The sequence below is a fragment of the Desulfosporomusa polytropa genome (assembly GCF_055380075.1).
Map to the genome: position 1 here is coordinate 4,239,847 of NZ_AP042400.1, position 19,161 is coordinate 4,259,007.

Consider the following 19,161-nt stretch of genomic DNA (forward strand, 5'->3'; position numbering starts at 1 on the left):
TGAATTTGTACCATGCTTGCTTTTTATCTATTTCCTCACCCTCTTTGTTGTCTTATCTCAATCAATTAAATAAGAACGGTGGCTCCAGAATGTATTCTTAGGCCACCGTTTTAACTATATTCCCGACGCTTTCGTCGAGCCTACTCACCGATTACCTGTACTCGTTTTTCTATCTGGATATTTCTGCAAACACACCTTGCTTCTTCATTTATTTCAGCAATTCATTAATCTTTGCCTGCGTTTGTACCAGCCCATCTCTTGCAGAAATATTACCGTTCAAAATCCGATCCCTTACATCAAGAAGAAGCTGTTCTGCCTGAAGACCTGCATCCCCTGGAAAAGAAGTCCAGGATACTACGCCATCCATCTGTGTCGTTGCTGCCGCCATCATCTTATTTTCAACCAAAAAGCTCTTTAAACCGTTCTCAGCTGTTGCAACATCGTTACGCGGTGGTACATAGCCGGTACCCTTGGTCCATGCCGCTATGGATTCAACACTATAGAGGAATTTTTCAAATTCCCATGCTGCCTTCTGTTCTTCCTTCGTCTTAGCAGTAATAGCCAGGAAACAGCCGCCCGCCGGCAGTCTCTTTGGCTTGCCCTGCCATGCTGGCGAGTTTATCGCTCCAACATCAAAAGACGCACCCTTTTGAACGTTTGCACGCTGCGCGATTGTTGTATACAACATGCCTACATTACCGTCAATAAAGGACTGTACACCCTCACCCCAGGAAATATGTAATGCGGATTTCTTTTTTGCGACCATATCAGCATAGGCTTCGTACGCTTGAATACCTTCTTCGGAAGCAAAACTTGCCTTGCCATTTGTCATCATTCTGGCACCGTTACTTTCCATAAGTGCCTGTTGTGCCCAATTATCGGCAGGCTCCTGCATATAAAAGCCGTATTTTCCCGTCTTTTCTTTAATGGTATTAGCAAACACAATCAGCTCTTCCCATGTTTTAGGTCCATTTTCATCCAGCCCGGCTTGTCGCAAAAGATCTTTATTGATATACAGCACCGGGGTACTCAAGGAGTACGGAATACCCACCTGACTACCTTTGCTATTTTTTGCAAGCCCTAAAACGTTAGTCAAAAACTTATCCTGCAAAAAGGTTTTATCCTCCGGATAGTACTCATCAATCACTTGCTGTGGTTCAACATAGCTGAAGTTGTTAGAAAAGTAATCCAAAAATGCCCAACCAATCTGCACTACGGCCGGTGATTTTCCGGTTGCAACCTCTGCCTGCAAATTCTGCATCAAGCCCTTGTACATGTCAGGATTGTAGCGTGCCACTACCTCGACGCCTTTGCTCTGTGCATTAAATTCGCTGACAAGTTGTTCTACCGTTTTTCCACCCTGGGTTTCTGCATTACAGTGCCAGTATTCAATCTTAACTTTTTGCCCATTCGACGCTGAATTTCCCGAGGAACTAGGAGTTCCGCAGCCTGCCAACAGCATTGTGCTGAGCACTCCAACAGCGATTACCTTTAGAATATTTTTCTTCACGTTTATGTATTGCCTCCCTCTCTGGATTTTGGCTCCAGTATATCACTCGGAGAAAAAGCTAATGTTACGCCTATGTAAAACTTATGTAAAAAACAATATAATGCCGCCATTACTTACCCTCTATATACCCTCCCAATGCTAATGTTTATGTTAAAAAGTTTTTACGAAAAATAAAAAATTCCACCCGCTACTTTGAGAGATGGAATTTACGATTGTATTTTAATTTTTATCTTTATGTGGTGGTTCGGACTGTTGCGGTTGCGACTGTTATTTTCAAATAGCCGCCCTGCACTTCCAAAAATGCATAAATAAATTTAAGCCGATATCCTCATAATAAAACAAGTTCAACAATGGGGGGATCTACAATGAGCAATCAGGTATTGCTGTGGGGGCTGTTCCTTATACCTTGGCTGACTTTGATTTTCATGCCAAGAGAAGATGTGAAGCGTTACATGCCCGCCGGCCTTCTAGCCACCGTTCTATGCATTATTACAACTGAGATTGGGATTGCAAACGGGTGGTGGTATATCCGGGAAACGACTTATCCGCTTGCATTAATGCCCACTTACACCTATGGGCTATTTCCAGTAGTGACTATGTGGACTTTGAAATATTGTTATAGACGCTTTCAGTATTTCTTAGTCTCGGAACTTTTTCTTAATACCTTGTTTGCTACCATTTATGTGCCTTGGATTGCAAGAAGGGGAATAAAAGATTTTGACGCCAGTTTAATATTGTTTTTTTTCGCTTGGGCAATGGGCCTGATATTGTATGGCTACCAAATGTGGCAGGAGGGCATTTTTGCCCGGTCGGAAAGAACCGGATTTTTCCAAGAGTTACAGCCAGTGGCGGCAAAGCCGCTACCCCAAGATCAACGGGATGATTCAAATAAAAAATAAGCTGATGAAAAGTATGGCAAACCTAATTTAAAATCGGTCTACTGAGTACAAGCCGATTGCTAAGAAAGTAGCCTTTAAGTAGGCCGCTTTTTATTTTACGCCCGGCCCAGTTAGTGTATCTGCGTCGGAGTACCATAACTCAAATTCGCGTTATCGGCAATAGGCAAAGGAAAAGACATTAGCATGCCAGGAGTAGTATTGTCGTATGCTTCGGTGATTATCCCCGGCTTGGCCCACATTGCCGCTTTATATAGATTTACGACATCCTGCTGAGAGCCCTTTCGCGGGTTGGTTAATGAACATATATCCTTTAAAGCGTTTTCGGCAAGAACATCAATATCGTTTTCATCTACACCCAGTTTATCTAATCCGGCGGGAATCCCAATTGCAGCAGTTAAGTTTTTTATTGCGATAAAGATTTTTTCCACAGCTTCCGCCTTGCTGGAAGCTGTTACACCTATAGCCTCAGCCAGATTGAGAATTTTCCCCGCCGGCACTGCGGAGGCATTGAACTGAAATACATAGGGCAGCAAAACTCCATTATAATAACCATGAAACCCGCCATAGAAGCCGCCCAACTGGTGCGACATCCCATGGACATACCCCAGTCCCGCACTATTAAAAGCCATGCCCGCCATTGCATTGGCGTACATCATTTGTTCTCTGGCCTTTAGATCGTTGCCATTCTCGTAGGCTCGCCGGAGATAGCCGAAAGCCAGTCTTATGGCTGTGAGAGCCAGCGAATCAGTTACGGGAGAAGATTCGATAGACATATAGGCCTCCACCGAATGGGAGACAACATCTATCCCGGAACTGGCGGTTACTTCTTGCGGCATAGTCGTCATAAACAGGGGATCATTAACCGAGATAAAAGGTGTGATAAAGGGGGAAGTGATTGTCATTTTCACTTTGCGCGATTCATCGTTGATAATAGCAGTCATTGTTATTTCGGCAGCCGATCCGGCGGTAGTATTAATGGCGATAAGCGGTATAGCCGGCTTTGTCATTTTCAGGTAGCCTTCATAGTCAATGATGGAACCACCGTTAGTGGCGACAGCCGCTATCGCCTTGGCACAATCGTGGTTGCTACCGCCGCCGATAGAAATAATTAGTTTATATTGCCTGCTGAATATATTAAGCCTGCTGGGAAAATAGGATAATCCGTCCTCCACGAAGGAAACCGTGGGATTGGGATGCATGACACCGTCAAAGATATCATAAAAAATAAATAGATTCTTTAAGATCTTCTCGACCTGCTCTACCCAGCCTAGGCTTATTATATTTTTGTCAGTAACAATTAATGCTTTAGTAAGTTTCCAAGGCAATAGTTCGTTGGGCAAATCCTTGATTGCGCCCATTCCCATAAGATTGGTTTTGGGCAAAAGAAAGTTGTGCGTGTTTTCCATTTTGGGTTCCTCCGTTAATTACCGGCTGTGTCTATTTTAACAATATTTTGTCCCAAATTGCTCTTTCCAATAGCTGCAAACCTTATTAAAACCGATAAATAAAGCCTGATATGGTATTCCATACTTATAATTTTTATATTTTCTTGACTTTTTCACGGTTAAAACATAATAAGACAAAGGGAACGTTGGTAACGTCTTGACTAAATAGTGACGCACCCACCGTCCCCTGTCTTTTTGCAGAATATCACAAGACCCTTTTTAGCCTGGATTCCCCCTGACTACCGGAAATTTAAAAGTAGAAGTCAACCCCCAGTTTGACAGTGTTTAGTTTGCCGGTATGAATACCGTCAGTAGACTTCAGGGAGGCAGCCCACAAAAAGATATCCATGTTTTTATCAATGATAAACTGCCCTGTTAACTCAGGCCCTTTCAGACCCCAATCATATTTTGACACCCAGTAGTTATCTGGGGCAATGGAAGCCTTGGCCTCGGCATTCAGATAGCGGGCCGTTACGAAATAAGAGCCGGGGGTATTGAGATCAGCTTGTCCATAGGTAATCCCGGCCATGTAGGCCTTGTTCTGACTTGAGGCATCGGATTTGCCATGCGTGGCAAACAGGTTCAGTTTTTTGCCGAGCATCGTATCGACACCGACTTCCCACAGGTTAATATTGTCTGACACAATGCTTGTATCGGAGCCGTCAGTGGCTAGGTTATGATAGGCTGCTTTTACATTGAGGTCTTTGGCAAGCGGGGCGTCCCATTCAATGGCGGCATACCGGTTGTCTGCTTTGTTAGAAATAAGATAGGGATTGGTGGCGTTACCCGTCCAGCCTTGCCGGAAATAGCCATAGGTCAAAATGGTCCGGTTCCGGTCGCCAACCGCCAACTGAACCCCATTGATCCCTTTGCGGCCGGGAGTGACCATTAATCCGTAGGCGGCTCCGTAATCAAAACGGCCGGCTTTTACTGTAGCTGCGCCGACAAGCCCCTCCGCATACAGTTGATCATAGCGCTGCGAACCGCTAACTGTGCCGTCAATCGTCGTATATGTGCCGTCGCCGTTAGGAATGCGGGACCAGAAGCCCCCTGTTCTGAAATCTCTCACAGCTTCATTCTCGATTTTCACTTGCCATTTGTCGTTAATCTTGTAATTGACATAGAGATCCATACCAACGGCCGGATAGTGACCGTCGTTAGGGTGCGGGGTATCGCCGGTAGTTACAGTATGCCCGGCAAAAGAGCCGCTGTTATTCCATACCTGGTCAGAAAGGTGCAGAAAGCCGGAGATCGTTATCTTGTCACTTTTCTTTTCCAGGGGTTCGACACGCACCCCTAAACTGGTAAGTTCACTGGTAAATTCGGCCGCGAGCTTATCGATTACTACCTTATCCTCTGCATTGGCTTTTTCCGTATTCCAGATAGCCCGGGCGATCATTTGCGCCATTTCATAGCGGGTAACCGTTCTGTCACCCCCGAAAGTACCTTGTCCTTGTCCAAGGCCTTGGCCGTTACCGTCAATGATTCCGTCTTGTTTTAGTTTGTTGACCGCAGCATAGGACCAGTGGTTAGCCGGGACGTCGCCAAAGGGATTCGTTGGTCTGTCCGCTGCTACAGTGCCAGCGATATTCACCAGTAAAGCCAGCACGGCAGCGATGACTACGCTTTTTTTCATCCTTCTCCCACCTTAACAACTTATTTCTCTTTCATTTGTAAGTTAGTGGAGGTTATTGCGCTTATTTACCGGTAGCAGCGGCAATCATGGCTTTGACATTCTCGACTGATGCATTGGGTGGGATGGTGCAGCCGGAGGCCAGGATGAAGCCTGGTCCCATGTCGTTAATCAGTTTCGTGCAGTAGTTATAGACCTCATCCGGTGTACCAAGGGCTAACAGGGCTGCCGGCACATCGCCTTTAATACACATGTGATCGCCTAAGACTTCTTTAATTTTGTAAATATTTGTGGCGCCATCGGATTCAAAGATGCATTTATGCTTGGGTAATTGCTTGAAGTAGGCTAAATCCCGTTCCCAGTTGCCGTCGATATGCAGGTCAACGACCGCCCCTTCTTCAATGATCACTTCAGCGGCGGCCTTAAGATATTTCCAGACAAACCGCTCCCAGATTTTCGGGGAGTAGAATTCACTGGCCCCCCGGGCCGGTGAAATAAATACCACTAAGGGCTTAAAAGCACGGATTTGTTCCCGGAACCCGACAAGGGTTTCTGCCAGGATAATATCTAACACGGCTTCCACTTTGTCCGGCATTTTGTAGATATCCCGCAAGAATTTGGGCATGGACCGTGCACCGCTCAAATGTTCATTTACTGTTATGGAGGCACTGGGCGTATACACTAGATACCCGGCCTCTTCAAAGTTTTTCATGAATAGCGGAACATCGGCCAGTTGGGCGTAGAGAGAATCTACATCCACACCCAGACGATTCTTTAAAAAATCGTCGCTAAAGGCTTGCCAGCCTTTGTTCAAGATCGTGTCATAATCCTCGACTGTCATGATTTCCTGCTCATCCAGCTGCCAGGGGGTATCGTCCGGGAGATCGCGACCCGGTAGTTTAATCTTCGTATAAAACATCAGCGGGAACATCGCGGCGGCGGCAAAGGTACCGCCTGTTCCATCTACATCCCCCAGGGCTTGGAAGGAAGACAAAATGGCTTCATGGGATGCTTTCATGTTTAAACAAAACTCGGATAGTTTCATCCCGACATGCCTGGCGCAGAATGCGTCAGCGGTAAGAATGACGGGGGTCCGGTCTGTTTTCTCCAACAGGATGGCTTTCTGTAGCCGCTCGGTACGCTCCTTAAGTAATTCCTGATTTGTTTTCATACAGGTATACCCTCCCATTTATTTTTTTGTTTACGGATCAGCTATTCCACTTAACTGGCCTGGGTGTTTGTAGGTAATTTTGCAGCAGCAACAGCAAACCCACCGCTACAAAGGCGACCGCACTGACCAGGAGCGGAAACCGTCCCGGTCCTTGCCCAAATTGTCCGGATACGGCTTCCAACACAAAGGGGGCGACAAACTGACCGATACCGCTCAGCGCAGAGGCTAAGGCGATACTGAACGCCACCCTGGCGGGCGGTGACAATATGGAAAGAGTAACAAAGAAAGCCGGACAGGTGGTGGAAAAGCCGATGCCGCCGATAAAACAGCCGGTTAACAATAGATTGAAATCCTGCGTGCCAGAAACCAGCGCCATCCCCGCCCCGGTCAGTAACCAGCCAATGGCAATGGTATAGCCTTTTAACCGCTGCATGGCTTTGCCAAACAGCAAACCACCCACCAGACCGCCGCCGGTAAACAGGGTTAACGCAAAACCGGCAGTCGCCGCATTGCCCATATTTTCACCAACAACCTGAATGGCGACGTTGGTGAAAAAAACGAAGATCAGTAGATTATACAGGAACACAACACTTTCGATAAAATACACCTTACCGGGCAACGGAGTTTTGGCTGCTGCCTCCCCCTGGTTGGCCGTCACCTGCGTTTTAGGCGGTTCGGGGAGATAGAAATATACAAAGATGAGTACCAAGAAACCAATTGCGTAGGCCAGGAAGGTATTATGCCAGTCGGCTACACACAGCAGGCCGCCCAGCAGGGAGAATAGAATCCCACCAACGTTTACACAAACACTCTGCAGGCCCATGATCGTAGCCCGCTCGCCACCCTCGAAAAAGTCGGAAATAAGTACCAGCGATAGCGGAAATATCAGGCCTAAACTTAAGCCTAGAATAGCTCTCATCACCAGGATCATGGTCATATCATTCATGAAGTAAGGCGTAATGCCGCCAACCAAAAAGAGCAGCATGGCCACATGAACGAGCGCTCGTCTACCCATAAACTCGCTTAGTTTGCTAAATACCAGGGAAGCTAGTACCATTGTCATCGACGGCAAGGCCACCAGCAGCATTATAGTCTGGGTGCTTACCTGCTTAAAGGCCGCACTGATATTGGCGATCGCCGGGGAAACTGCCGTGGCTGCCAAGAGTAATACGGATATGGACAATACCGCCGCTTTTAACAGAACCCGATTCATTGATCTACACCTCTTTCCTGTTTCGTAATGGTCGTACTTTCTCTCGCTCCTTTCTCCATTTTTTGCATCACCTACATTGAAGACAGGCGCTTGCTGCGCTATAATGGAGACAATCGCATGTGGAACACACCCCTGTTTTCCGTTCGATTTGTCTCCATTAGTAGCAATCTTACCGTGTCGATAGGCGGTAAGTGTCTTTGTGACACATTTTAGGGCAGACTTCGCCCTTGTTTGGCGGCTTACTGGATGTAAGCCTGCTGTGGTTTAGGTTAGCTCTTTTATCCGCTTCCTTTCTCTGATACTGCTTTCCTTATTTACCCTTTAGAATGGATAAGCTATAATAGAATTGCTTTTACAACACTTAACGCGCATTCGTCAATTTGGGCGCATGAAACCAGCAGCATTATGCTTAACGGTTTGCAATGCTGCTATTTAATAGATCTCCTCACTTGTATACAAATCAAGATAAACAATTGAGGGATCAATTCGCACGCTGCTTCTCACTGCCAGTGCGATCTAGCAATCCGCACATGCCCAAAATGCGAAAGCTTTTGTTTTGCTGTAGGATTATCATCCCCTTTTGATTGCGCCTTGGGGCTTTTTATAACAGTAATTTACTGCTCCACTTCACCTCGCTTATCTAAAATTTGTAGAATAAGAAGTTCATCCATATTATTTAAATAGTTTCGTAACACGAAACATAACTTTATTATACGTTTCGTGTTACGAAACGTCAAGGGGTTTATTTTATGTTTCCACAAAAAATATTCGCTGAAAGATTAAAGCAATTACGTACCGATCGCAAAGTTTCTATGCAGAAACTTGCCGAAGAAATCGGATTAAAAAACAAAGGAACAATCGGGCAATTTGAAACTGAGATAACAGTGCCATCCGCAGATACGCTTATTAGTCTCGCAGACTATTTCAATGTGTCGCTTGATTACTTGATAGGGCGCTCCAATGACCCCATAAGACGATAATTAAGTTAAAAAACAGTAGCTCTGCTACAATAAAAACGCCTAAAGCACTTAAACCGGCAAAGTTCCGGCTGCTTTAGGCGTTTTTATGGTGGAGGCAATCCGTGAAAACAGAGGACAGGGAGAATGTTTTTTAATTCTATAGCTTAGGTGTCACGGGGACAGGGTGCTGACATCCGCATTTCATTGTCACCACCCTCATCCCCATGACATGTTTCATTTCTTCTGTCGGAACAGCAAAAATTCTTTCAAAACTTTTTCGAGTCTTTGGGCAATATCCGTTGTATCTTTCCCGCTTTATCCAGTCGATCAATGAGAAGCAAAATATACGTCCCTTTACTTCTTTCCTAATGAGGTAGTTTTCTAGTTCTTCTCTCCCACCGTTGTTAATCTAACTCCCTCTATTAGTTGTAAACTTACGCTTAAATAACTTCCCTGTCTCTTGCTCATTATAAACCGCTATTAGCTTTTCCTTTAAGTCAAAACTTAATTGTCCATACTCCTTATCTTTTTCATCCGGAACCCATGTATCATCCTCATTCGCAGTAAAGATATATTGGAATTTATGCGTATGTGAATATTTTTCTAATAGGTTCATGGTAGAAACGAAATGGCTCTTATCGATACCATTAAAAATCCCATCATGAATAAGAAATGACGGAAATCGTCTTTTCGTTAGTATTGCATTAAACAGTACTGTTAGGTCATATACGAGTATGCATCCTCGACCTTTCCCCCATCCCCCACTATCAGGTGTCTGAGCTTTAATCTCAATTTTCGAATCACTCTGACCATCTTTATAACTTATATTAAAAACGGCATCATCTTGACTATGATAAATTGCATTATAAAATTCGTCAAAAATCACTCTGATTTTTTCTACTTCGAGCTTGATAGACATCATAAATTCGTTAATTTTTTTATTGAGAATAGCCTCCTCTTGACGCAAATCAAGTATACTAGCTTTTAAATCATTGTACAGTTGGAGCTTTCCCTTTAGCTCTTGTTGTTGTTCCCTTATAGTATTTAAATTTTCAAAGGCTTCCGTTAAATCTTTTATGGCTTCCTTGTTTTCAAGAAATTGAAAAATATCAGCTCGCCTAGTATCTAGTACTTCTATAAGTTTTCTGCGTTCTTGAATATCCGTTTCTAGCTTCTTAATTTCTGACGTAAGAAACCTTTTCCTTGACTCGATAAGTTGTTTCTTAAATTCAACCGCGTCCTCTAAAATAACCTTAACTTTTAATCCAAGAGCTGAATCTATTTCTTCATACAATCTACTGATTTTTTTTGGAGAAATCGTATACCCAATTTCATAACTCTCCTGGTATTTAGTAATTTTAGTTTCATCAGCGAAATTGCTAAATACTAGCTGTTTTATTTTACTCGTTAAATCATTGGCCTCTTCTTCTACAGTCTTATAGTTTTGATCTAGCCTATATATTTGAACATTCTTTTCTAACTGCTCAATCTCTCTTTGTTGTTTAGATATTGTAGCATTAACATCCTCAATATCTTCTATATTATAATTATTACATATTAAACTTTTCACTTCTTTTATTGTCTTACTTTTTTCTTTTAGCTCAGTTTTTAATCTATAGTTATAAAAAGCTAAACAGTTATCGATGCCTAGCAAAAATAAGTTGTGCTGAACACTTTCTAATTTAGACATCTCTGGCATGTAAATTATTGGATCTTTATCGTAACCTACCTTTTCATCTCTCATAAAAAACGAAATAAGCTTTCTAAACCACTTGTCACTAAACATTCCTGGGTAGCTTTGATCGCCAAAAAATTTGTTACATAATATAACTTTTAATTCTTCAATCTTGTAGCTATCCAATAAACCCCCAGTAACACCAAAATAGGCCTTCCTTGGTGTTTCAGTTGACCGCTGGATAGTATAAGTCTCATTCTCAATTTCTAAATCTAAAGCAATAAGATATCCGGAGGTAATACTCCCCGCGCCATAAAGCTTTGATCTACTATCAAAAGATGACAGTAGGCAAAAATTTATTAGATTTACTAAGCTAGTTTTCCCAACACTATTTAAGGAATCCCGCTTCCCAGCCTTGTCGGAATATCGACCATATATAACATTTATTCCTTCATTGAATACCACTGTATCAAAAAGTCCTGACGGATTTGAGTATAACTTCTTTAATATCACCATTTATTTCATCCTCAATATATCTCGATCAAGTTCAATTGAATCAATGCAAAACAGAAAAGTTAGTGCATCAAGATATGTATCTAAATCCGCATCTTTATTCCCTTTCCGTACATTCCAATATAAGCTATCTATGGAATATGTAGAACTCTTCAGAAAAGAAATAATCTCTGAACCGATAACAAGTATACTTTTATTTAGATTTTCATGTTTCGTTGGAATAATCATTCTGTCCTACCTCCATTCTAACTGCTCTCCGCTAATTCTGAAGCAGTCAGTTTACCCCAAGTACAGTCCTCAAAAAAGAAAAGTACATAAGCTCTTACAAGACAAGTATACTGCGGATCATGATCCTTACCCGTTGGAGTATATTCCTGACATAACAAGTTAAATACTTTTAGTTGATCTGACTCTTCATTATTAATAGTATTATATCTGAAGTAAATGTCTGAGTGAATGTCTTTTTGTATTTCCGTATCATATTCTTTCATTATATCTTCGACTATATCCATCTTAAGATAAGCATCTACCAGGAGACGGCGAATAAAGTCCCATTTATCTTCTGCAAAATTAATAGTAATTTTTTTATCGACATCAATTCGCTTTCTAGACTTATAATTTCTTTCAGCAATTTTGCCTAATACATATTTAAAGATATCAGCCACCACGCCAAGATCCTTTACAAGCTCTCGTTCATAATATTGACCATTAACCTGTATATTGGTCGAAAAATTTCCACCTTGTTGGGCCTGTTGAATAGTTTTTCTATCTAACATATTAATCCTCTTTCGATTATGATTAGTTTGCCTAAGAATGATAGCTCACTCTTAAATAAACAAAACACATTCATAGTCAATTAATGTCGAAAATCTGTAATTTGGGTTCAGTCTTTGTCTTTTTTAATTACCATCTTACCAGCACTTTGATAGTTGGTCGAACCATCCCCCGACTGCTGTATCTGCTGAACTCTAACATCCTTAGATGCCATTTTTTTTATTATCCATCCTATAGCTCCAAGTACGGATAAGCCTAGACCGCTAAAAATCCATTCTTTATTATTTAAAATAAATTGAATCTGCTCTTTAATCCACTCCATAAATTACCATCCTATAGCTTTTTTAAATACACTTCTTCATTTTGAGAGAAAATCCTTGTATATTTGAATTTTTTATCATATTTTTACATATATATTAGAAACTACCACTATTTTTTAGTTTACTAGCAGGAATCTTCATTTTTTTACCTAAATAAGCTATATCCTATTGAAAGTGAGGATCATCAATGCAACGATTCTATATAAAAGAAATAAACTTTGGAAATTCTCAAGTACTTCTCAATGATGGGATGAATATAATCCTTGGCCCCAATGGTTCAGGAAAGACAACCTTATTCGATCTTATCCAATACACCATAGGACTAAAGAAAAATTTGTCAAATAATTCTCTCGTTGATTATAATGATTTTTATGTCGAATGTATTTTCGACTCCAAAACGATTAGATTTCATCGTCCCATTAAATCAACTGCGATTTATATTACAGGAGACCTTAATCTTGAGATTAAGGCGGGAACCACTGAGCTAATTGAATTATATAACTTTCTATTGTCACCCCACTTTGAATTCGACGACGATAAAACCGCTGGATATCAAATACTAAAATCTTCTTTCCTACCTCAACTGAATCTATCATATGGGATTATAGATATAAAAACCATAAAAAAGATTTTGGGGTTAAACATTTCCTACCTTGATGAAACGAAGAAGCAAATTGAGTATCTTAGAAATCAAGCTAAATTAAATGATAGTTCTTTTGCATTATTACAACAATACATTGCAAATATTTCAGAAGTTTTAACCAAAGATAAACCTTTTGAAGAAACAGTTATTCAAGAAGTAATTAAGATGCTCGGATACGAATATCAAAAATTATATCATCCAATAGCAAACAATCTTTCATTACTACATAAATCAACAGAGGCTTATGATTCATTAAAAATATTGATGGATCAAAGCTTTAATGATAAGATTAGCCTTCTAGAAAGTACTTTTTACAATTACAGCAAGGAATTAGGTATTTATAATAATGATGATCTATCACTTTTTTTAAATACCAAAACTTTAATGTCTCCCTCCAGTAGCAAAATTCTTTTACTAAACTTTGTATTTATTTTATCATTGATAACTAATCGTGAAAAACTGCAACTTAACTCTAGCCTCTTTTTAGCAGTAGATTCCTTATTTGACAGCGTCTCGTATGATTCTGCTCCTGCTCTTAGAAAGTTAATTACGCGAGAATGTTGTAACAGTGGACTACAGTACATTGAATTTACGCGGAGGCTTACTGAAGGTATATCTCCTGAGTGGACAATACACGAATTAGATTGCATGAGAGGTCTTAAATGAGTAAAAATATAGCTATAATATCTGCATTAATAGCATTGCTTGCTTTAATTTTTGGTCCGAATATGTACGATCGACTCCTTGGTTCTAAAATAGTACTAACTACAACTAAAGTTGATTATAACGTAGGTGATATAATCCGAGAATATGCCCCCGATATACCATTAGGCGAGAAAGCATCTACTTTACCAACTACAGTAAGACTTATTAAAATAAAAAATGATGGATCCCTTTCTTCAAATAATATTAATATTGCCGCAACTCTCGACGGTAAAGTACTACAGTACAAACTAGATACTACCGAAACAATAAATAATAAGCAGATAGATCAGGAAAAAGTGTTATTATCTTTACCTCGTTTATCAAAAAATGCTGAAATTACTATAGTTTGCTGGATAAAGGAAGCCAATAATAAATTTCAAGTTTCTTATGCAGATGATAAAAATAGCGGACTAATAGAGGATATATCTCAAACTACTAACAATTTTTCATATACCACCTTAATTCTATTAATAATTTTACTTATTTCTTCTGGAGTTATTGCAAAAGGATTTTTTGATAAATATACTAGCAAACTAGAAAATGAACGAGCTGAAAACACGACTAGGATATTACAACAATGGTATGAATTTATCAATGAAAAAATATCAGATGATACCTCGAGCACTGTACTACCAATGGCATCCCCTAGTGAAAACCAAAAATTTCTTGAAAATTTAATTAATCTACAAAAAAATAAGCATAATTAGCCTTATAGACAAGTATCCAATTATCTATTTGATTTCTATATACAGAGGAAACAAAGCCGAGGGACAAAGGGGACAGGTTTGCTGTCCCAGTCCCTATTATTGTCTTAACTATCGCCACCAGCAGGCCTAATACCACCGGAAGGGAAACACGGGGACAGGGATAATATTCAACCATCAACATAGGAACGATGTCCCTGTCCCCTGTAAGATATAGTACAGAAGGGTTATCGATTTTGGGAAAGAAAAAATCCGAACAATCAGTTGGATGTATAATGAAGAAAGAAGGATATGGAAGAAGCAGGGGGACGTTCATTTTGCTTCCCATTATTGACAGAGTTCTATTGCTTAGGTGTCACGGGGACAGGGTGCTGACATCCGCATTTCATTGTCACCACCCTTTGGCGCACGGGACGGTTCTTTTGATGCAATGGAAATTATCACGCTAGAAGAGTGAGTTCGAATCAGCGGAACCGTCCCCTTGATTCAAGTATCACGAAGTCAATTAACTCAGGGGATTTCGGACTTGATATTTTTATCTAGTCCATGAATTCTATATCTTTTTATCTCTTATAATTATGTATTGCCTTCCTACTTGCCGTTTCTTGTTCTCTGCACGACCACTCCCGAACTTTACTTGCTTGGTCGGAAGTTAGTCCCAGTAATTGCAAAAGTGCCTTATGTTTTTCCGGAAATTTCTTTTCGAATTGATTATGAAGTCTCCACTGAGCTTTCTCATCGACTCCGGCGGACTGAAGCAATTCGACCAGAGCATCCTTGGGTATTATGCCTACTCGTTCCAAAAGTTTGCTATTCTGTAAAAACTCTATGATAAAATGCTGTTGCTGCCTCAGTTTATTAATTTCCTCATTTATCTCCTCTATTTTAGCTTCCAAGCTAGCTGCTGCGGTACACTTTGTGTTATCTAATATCTCTTTAATCTGTTGAAGAGATAAACCCGCTTGCCTATATATAGCAATCTGCTCCAGACGTTTGCAATCAATTTCGGAGTATATACGATAATTGCTGCTACCTCTTTCAGAAGGAGATAGTAGGCCGATTGAGTCATAGTAAAGCAGCGTACTCCGGGATAGATTAAACTTATTAGCTAATTTGCCAATGGTAAACGTCATATTGTTTCGCTCCTATTTCCGGAACTAATTGACACAATACATAAATGCAATGGTTCTCTATTTCAACGGAAACCGTATTAACGAAGCTACCTTACAATTTTAAGTCTGCGAAAAATGTTCGGACGTTATATACTAACACCATTCCAATAATGATTAGGCATATTCCTGCAAAAGTAAGTAGTATCGCTGGAGTCACACAATTTAAAAATGCACCGAATAACGCCATCGAAATAGGCAAAGAAATATTTCCCGTAGTAGACAACACACTAAAAACCCGGCCGGTCATTTCCTCCGGAACGCAAATCTGGGCGATTGTACGCCAGAATACGCTTACAACTGCTACGCACACACCTATTATTATACAGCATATTGCATATATTTCTAATAAGCTGATGTGGACTAACTGGAATATTCCCAGCATTAATATTCCCACTCCCATAAACACGATAGCGTAAAAAAAGTTTAATCCGTTGAAGTAACTACGCGCATATTTAGAAACGTACACCGCGCCAGCAGTCATCCCTCCGCCGAGGGCAGCTTGTAGCACTCCCAAATTATTAATCCCGCTTCCCGCCAATGAATTGGCCAAGAAAGGTATGACTACCACAATACTACCGACAAACACATGAATGATGGCAACCACAACTACCACTACTGATACTCGCGCATCTGACCAAATGTAGCGCAACCCTTGCGCCAAACTGGAGAATACCGTTTCTTTCATCACTACTTCCATTGTACTTATACGCAAAAAAATTTCAGCAAACCCCGATATTATATAGGAACAGCCGTTAAATATAAGTACCCCCATATAACCCAGCATTGCAACACTGGAAGCTCCTAATAGCGGACCAATTATTGCTACCACCCCTGTTACCATTTGACTCAAAGCGTTTGCTCTCTGAAGCCTACTTTTTGCAACAACATTCGGTATTATCGACATTGTAGTGGGATTAAACAACGCCGAACAGAGCGATATCAAAAGAGCGGCGATGTAGATGTGCCATATTGCCAAGACATCTGACTGATACAGAGCAGCAAGAGTTAAGATAACAATTCCGCGAACAAAATCAGCCGCAACCAATATTCTTTTTTTGTTCCAGCGGTCGATATACACTCCGGCCAGTGGACCGAAGATCAACTCAGGAAGCATTGAGGCGATCAGAAATAAACTAACTAAAAGTGGTGACGCAGTTTTTTCGAACAACCACCACATTAGGGCAATATTATATGCTTTGTCGCCTAATTGCGACACTAACTGACCAAACCAAAGTAACCCGAAGTTTCGATTAATTAGGAACACTTACATACGCCTCACTTTGAGTATAAGTCTTTTTAGGTCTATCTCAATTTTAGTTCTTTTTCAATTTTGCCTGCCTCAATATAACAATATAAAGCAAAGACTATTAAAATAATCCCTATCCCGAAATTTATACTCTGGTTTAAGACAGTATCAAATCCTCCCAGAACTATATGCATATTATTACTGAGTAAGAGAAAAACCACTGGAAATGCGGTTAACAGAATCACGCCTCTTCTCTCCAGTGGTTTCCGGTCTGCCCAAATAAGTAAAAATGTCCATCCCCACATCAGAGCGCAAGCTTCCCCTACTCCATGTAATGCACCTAATAAATCAACACTCGGGCCATTGGTTCGTATAAAATCAGGCAATTCCAGATACCTCCTTATTAATAATATAATTCCTACGCGTGCATCCAGAATGGCCCCCAACCAATAAAATATTCGAATCTTTAAAATTTTTCTTTTCATATACTCTACTCCTTACCTAGTTTTTACTTACTATAATATAAAGTTTAAAGTATGAAGTTATAGACAGGTCAATACAACAATATCAGGTAATAGTCTATTGCCTTCCTGACACCAAAAAATCCCTCCAAGCAAGTGCCTGGAAGGATTTTTTTACTGGATCAGGCAAAGGGTTTCGAACCCTCGACCCACGGCTTGGGAATTCAAAGACCAGTTAGCTGATCTTTCACCCCTGGATAAGAGCTATTTGATTTATCTTTCTAAGTTAGTTAGCATTGCAATGAAACTTTCAGTAAGAACAGGGTCAAATTGAGTTCCCGCACATTTGCGTATTTCGTCCATAGCTTTTTGGTAACTCATTGCTTTACGGTATGGACGATCATTCGTCATGGCATCAAAAGCATCGGCTAGCGCAAGTATACGACACGCCAATGGAATTTCCTCGCCAGCAAGGTTAAGGGGGTATCCTTCTCCATTCCACCATTCTTGATGCTTTAGAATCCAATCGGCAATAGGAGCTAAGTCCGGTACTGATTTAGCTATCCGAAAACCAATATCACAGTGACGACGCATAACAGATATTTCATCAGGCGTTAGTTTGTCAGGTTTAAATAGGATATTGTCGGGAATACCCACTTTCCCTATATCATGGAATTTTGCCAGAAGCTTCAAATCGGCAACCATCGGGGCCGACAGTTGTATTTTTTGAGCAAAATCTGCGACAAGGCTTTCCAGTCGTTCGGCATGCCCTTCCGTAATATAGTCCCTGGCTTCTAAAGCCAGCATCATTGCGTGTACTATTGCACTACGTGTACTTAAACCCTTATGCATTTTTTCCCGATACATGTTGTTATCCGCTTCTTTAAACAGCGAATTGATATCCTCAAAGCCTATTGCCCAGCCGCTGGAAAGACTTAACGGAAGCTTGTGGTTAGCATCGTTATATTGTTCTATAGCTATTTTAATTGCCTTAGATAACTCGTTCATTTTTTGAGACTCTGGATTTGATACCAATATTGCAAATTCGTCTCCGCCAATTCTAGCAATAATATCTGGCGGAGATATGCAGGAACTCAGTATTTTGGCTACGGTCTTGAGTAATTCATCGCCTGAGAAGTGCCCTAATGTATCATTAATTAATTTAAGGCCATCTACATCGCAAACGATAATGCCAACGTTTTTACCATTTTGCCTGCCACTCTTAAGTATTTGCTCTTCAAAATAAGTACGGTTATACACTTCAGTAAGTGAATCCCTTATACTAAGAAGTTCTAACCTTTGTTCGATTTGTTTTTTATAAGTGATATCTCTGATTATTGCCATTACCTCTAAATCCCCATTTTTGACAAAACGAGCTTCAAAGTAATGTACTTGGTTATTTTGCGGTAGCTGGTACTCCATAAGTTGTATATTTCCACTACTGATCGTTTGTTTTATATGCCCAAGGGCCTGATGTGCCAATTCCCGGGTAAAGATGTCCATAATATTTTTCCCTAAGAACTGATTTGGAGGAACATATGAATCAAAGTTAGCTGGCTTATTATAGTCAAGAAAATTACCATGGCAATCCATACGTAGGATTAAATCTGGAATAGCTCGCAAAATTTCTTGTTGTAACTGGTTAGTGTGAGCTAATTTCTGTATATATCGGTTGGCGATAATGTAAATAAGAAAAGCCGATAAACTAACAAAAATCCAGCCCTTTATAACGGAAAACAAAATTATAATATCTCTGTTTAAAGATACAAATCCAACAATAGTATCAGATAAAAAAATCCATATTACCCCAAAGGCAAAATAGATTAAAGAAATTTTTATTGCGTAGTTTTTGCTTGTCATATAAATAGATAATTCCTTTCGATGTATAAAGATAAAATGGGGTCACCGCCTAATAAAGAGCGAAAAATAACATCAATTCTCGATAAACATTATTCTTCCGTACATAAAAATTCTTGGCTCGACGATATACCACAATAAAGGAATTACTTGCAAAATATAATGTTTATTAAAATTCTCTAAAATTCTCATTATTCCTGTTTTATTTCCAAAAAAAAATCTATATTCGACAATTTATGATAACTAATTATTCCGATACTC

17 protein-coding genes are annotated in these 19,161 nt (G+C 40.4%); 4 read left to right on the plus strand and 13 right to left on the minus strand.

Annotated features, from left to right (window positions below; genetic code table 11):
• Positions 1–208: 208 nt before the first annotated feature.
• Positions 209–1,510: an ABC transporter substrate-binding protein gene (locus tag ACZ449_RS21580; RefSeq protein ID WP_464258113.1), complete on the minus strand. Its 1,302-nt coding sequence runs from the start codon at positions 1,508–1,510 to the stop codon at positions 209–211.
• 365 nt (positions 1,511–1,875) lie between these two features.
• Here ACZ449_RS21580 and ACZ449_RS21585 point away from each other — a divergent pair, with 365 nt between their 5' ends.
• On the plus strand, positions 1,876–2,409 hold the full coding sequence (locus ACZ449_RS21585) for a hypothetical protein (protein ID WP_464258114.1): 534 nt from the start codon (positions 1,876–1,878) through the stop codon (positions 2,407–2,409).
• A 110-nt stretch (positions 2,410–2,519) separates the two neighbouring features.
• Here ACZ449_RS21585 and ACZ449_RS21590 read toward each other — a convergent pair whose 3' ends face one another.
• The 4 genes from ACZ449_RS21590 to ACZ449_RS21605 all read right to left on the minus strand — a co-directional run bounded on the left by ACZ449_RS21590 (position 2,520) and on the right by ACZ449_RS21605 (position 7,871).
• Positions 2,520–3,815 (minus strand): iron-containing alcohol dehydrogenase, encoded by a 1,296-nt coding sequence (locus tag ACZ449_RS21590; RefSeq protein ID WP_464258115.1) that lies wholly within the window; start codon positions 3,813–3,815, stop codon positions 2,520–2,522.
• Positions 3,816–4,104: 289 nt separating this feature from the next.
• On the minus strand, positions 4,105–5,490 hold the full coding sequence (locus tag ACZ449_RS21595) for an S-layer homology domain-containing protein (protein ID WP_464258116.1): 1,386 nt from the start codon (positions 5,488–5,490) through the stop codon (positions 4,105–4,107).
• 61 nt (positions 5,491–5,551) lie between these two features.
• On the minus strand, positions 5,552–6,658 hold the full coding sequence (locus ACZ449_RS21600) for a uroporphyrinogen decarboxylase family protein (RefSeq protein ID WP_464258117.1): 1,107 nt from the start codon (positions 6,656–6,658) through the stop codon (positions 5,552–5,554).
• Positions 6,659–6,695: 37 nt separating this feature from the next.
• Positions 6,696–7,871, minus strand: a complete 1,176-nt coding sequence (locus tag ACZ449_RS21605; RefSeq protein ID WP_464258118.1) for an MFS transporter — start codon at positions 7,869–7,871, stop codon at positions 6,696–6,698.
• A gap of 749 nt (positions 7,872–8,620) precedes the next feature.
• On the opposite strand from ACZ449_RS21605, the gene ACZ449_RS21610 reads away from it, so the two are divergent.
• Positions 8,621–8,851, plus strand: a complete 231-nt coding sequence (locus tag ACZ449_RS21610) for a helix-turn-helix domain-containing protein (protein WP_464258119.1) — start codon at positions 8,621–8,623, stop codon at positions 8,849–8,851.
• Positions 8,852–9,239: 388 nt separating this feature from the next.
• On the opposite strand, the gene ACZ449_RS21615 is transcribed toward ACZ449_RS21610, so the two are convergent.
• The 4 genes from ACZ449_RS21615 to ACZ449_RS21630 form a co-directional block, all read right to left on the minus strand.
• Complete coding sequence (locus ACZ449_RS21615; protein ID WP_464258120.1) at positions 9,240–11,021, minus strand: DUF2326 domain-containing protein; 1,782 nt, start codon at positions 11,019–11,021, stop codon at positions 9,240–9,242.
• The gene (locus ACZ449_RS21620; protein ID WP_464258121.1) at positions 11,022–11,246 is read right to left on the minus strand and encodes an ABC-three component system middle component 6; all 225 of its coding nucleotides are present in this window, start codon (positions 11,244–11,246) and stop codon (positions 11,022–11,024) included.
• 17 nt (positions 11,247–11,263) lie between these two features.
• Positions 11,264–11,794, minus strand: a complete 531-nt coding sequence (locus ACZ449_RS21625) for a hypothetical protein (protein WP_464258122.1) — start codon at positions 11,792–11,794, stop codon at positions 11,264–11,266.
• A gap of 107 nt (positions 11,795–11,901) precedes the next feature.
• Positions 11,902–12,114 carry a hypothetical protein gene (locus tag ACZ449_RS21630; RefSeq protein ID WP_464258123.1) on the minus strand — a complete coding sequence of 71 codons (213 nt, stop codon included), beginning with the start codon at positions 12,112–12,114 and terminating at the stop codon, positions 11,902–11,904.
• A 185-nt stretch (positions 12,115–12,299) separates the two neighbouring features.
• On the opposite strand from ACZ449_RS21630, the gene ACZ449_RS21635 reads away from it, so the two are divergent.
• Positions 12,300–13,421 carry an ATP-binding protein gene (locus ACZ449_RS21635; protein ID WP_464258124.1) on the plus strand — a complete coding sequence of 374 codons (1,122 nt, stop codon included), beginning with the start codon at positions 12,300–12,302 and terminating at the stop codon, positions 13,419–13,421.
• Positions 13,418–14,167: a hypothetical protein gene (locus ACZ449_RS21640; RefSeq protein ID WP_464258125.1), complete on the plus strand. Its 750-nt coding sequence runs from the start codon at positions 13,418–13,420 to the stop codon at positions 14,165–14,167. The genes ACZ449_RS21635 and ACZ449_RS21640 overlap by 4 nt, the downstream gene beginning before the upstream one ends.
• 560 nt (positions 14,168–14,727) lie before the next feature.
• On the opposite strand, the gene ACZ449_RS21645 is transcribed toward ACZ449_RS21640, so the two are convergent.
• The 4 genes from ACZ449_RS21645 to ACZ449_RS21660 all read right to left on the minus strand — a co-directional run bounded on the left by ACZ449_RS21645 (position 14,728) and on the right by ACZ449_RS21660 (position 18,903).
• Positions 14,728–15,297 (minus strand): MerR family transcriptional regulator, encoded by a 570-nt coding sequence (locus ACZ449_RS21645; RefSeq protein WP_464258126.1) that lies wholly within the window; start codon positions 15,295–15,297, stop codon positions 14,728–14,730.
• A gap of 91 nt (positions 15,298–15,388) precedes the next feature.
• Positions 15,389–16,600, minus strand: coding sequence for an MFS transporter (locus ACZ449_RS21650; RefSeq protein WP_464258127.1), 1,212 nt, complete (start codon positions 16,598–16,600; stop codon positions 15,389–15,391).
• A 38-nt stretch (positions 16,601–16,638) separates the two neighbouring features.
• Positions 16,639–17,067 (minus strand): hypothetical protein, encoded by a 429-nt coding sequence (locus ACZ449_RS21655; protein ID WP_464258128.1) that lies wholly within the window; start codon positions 17,065–17,067, stop codon positions 16,639–16,641.
• A 249-nt stretch (positions 17,068–17,316) separates the two neighbouring features.
• Entirely contained in the window at positions 17,317–18,903 is a 1,587-nt protein-coding gene (locus ACZ449_RS21660; RefSeq protein WP_464258129.1) for a bifunctional diguanylate cyclase/phosphohydrolase, read from the minus strand.
• Positions 18,904–19,161 lie beyond the last annotated feature (258 nt).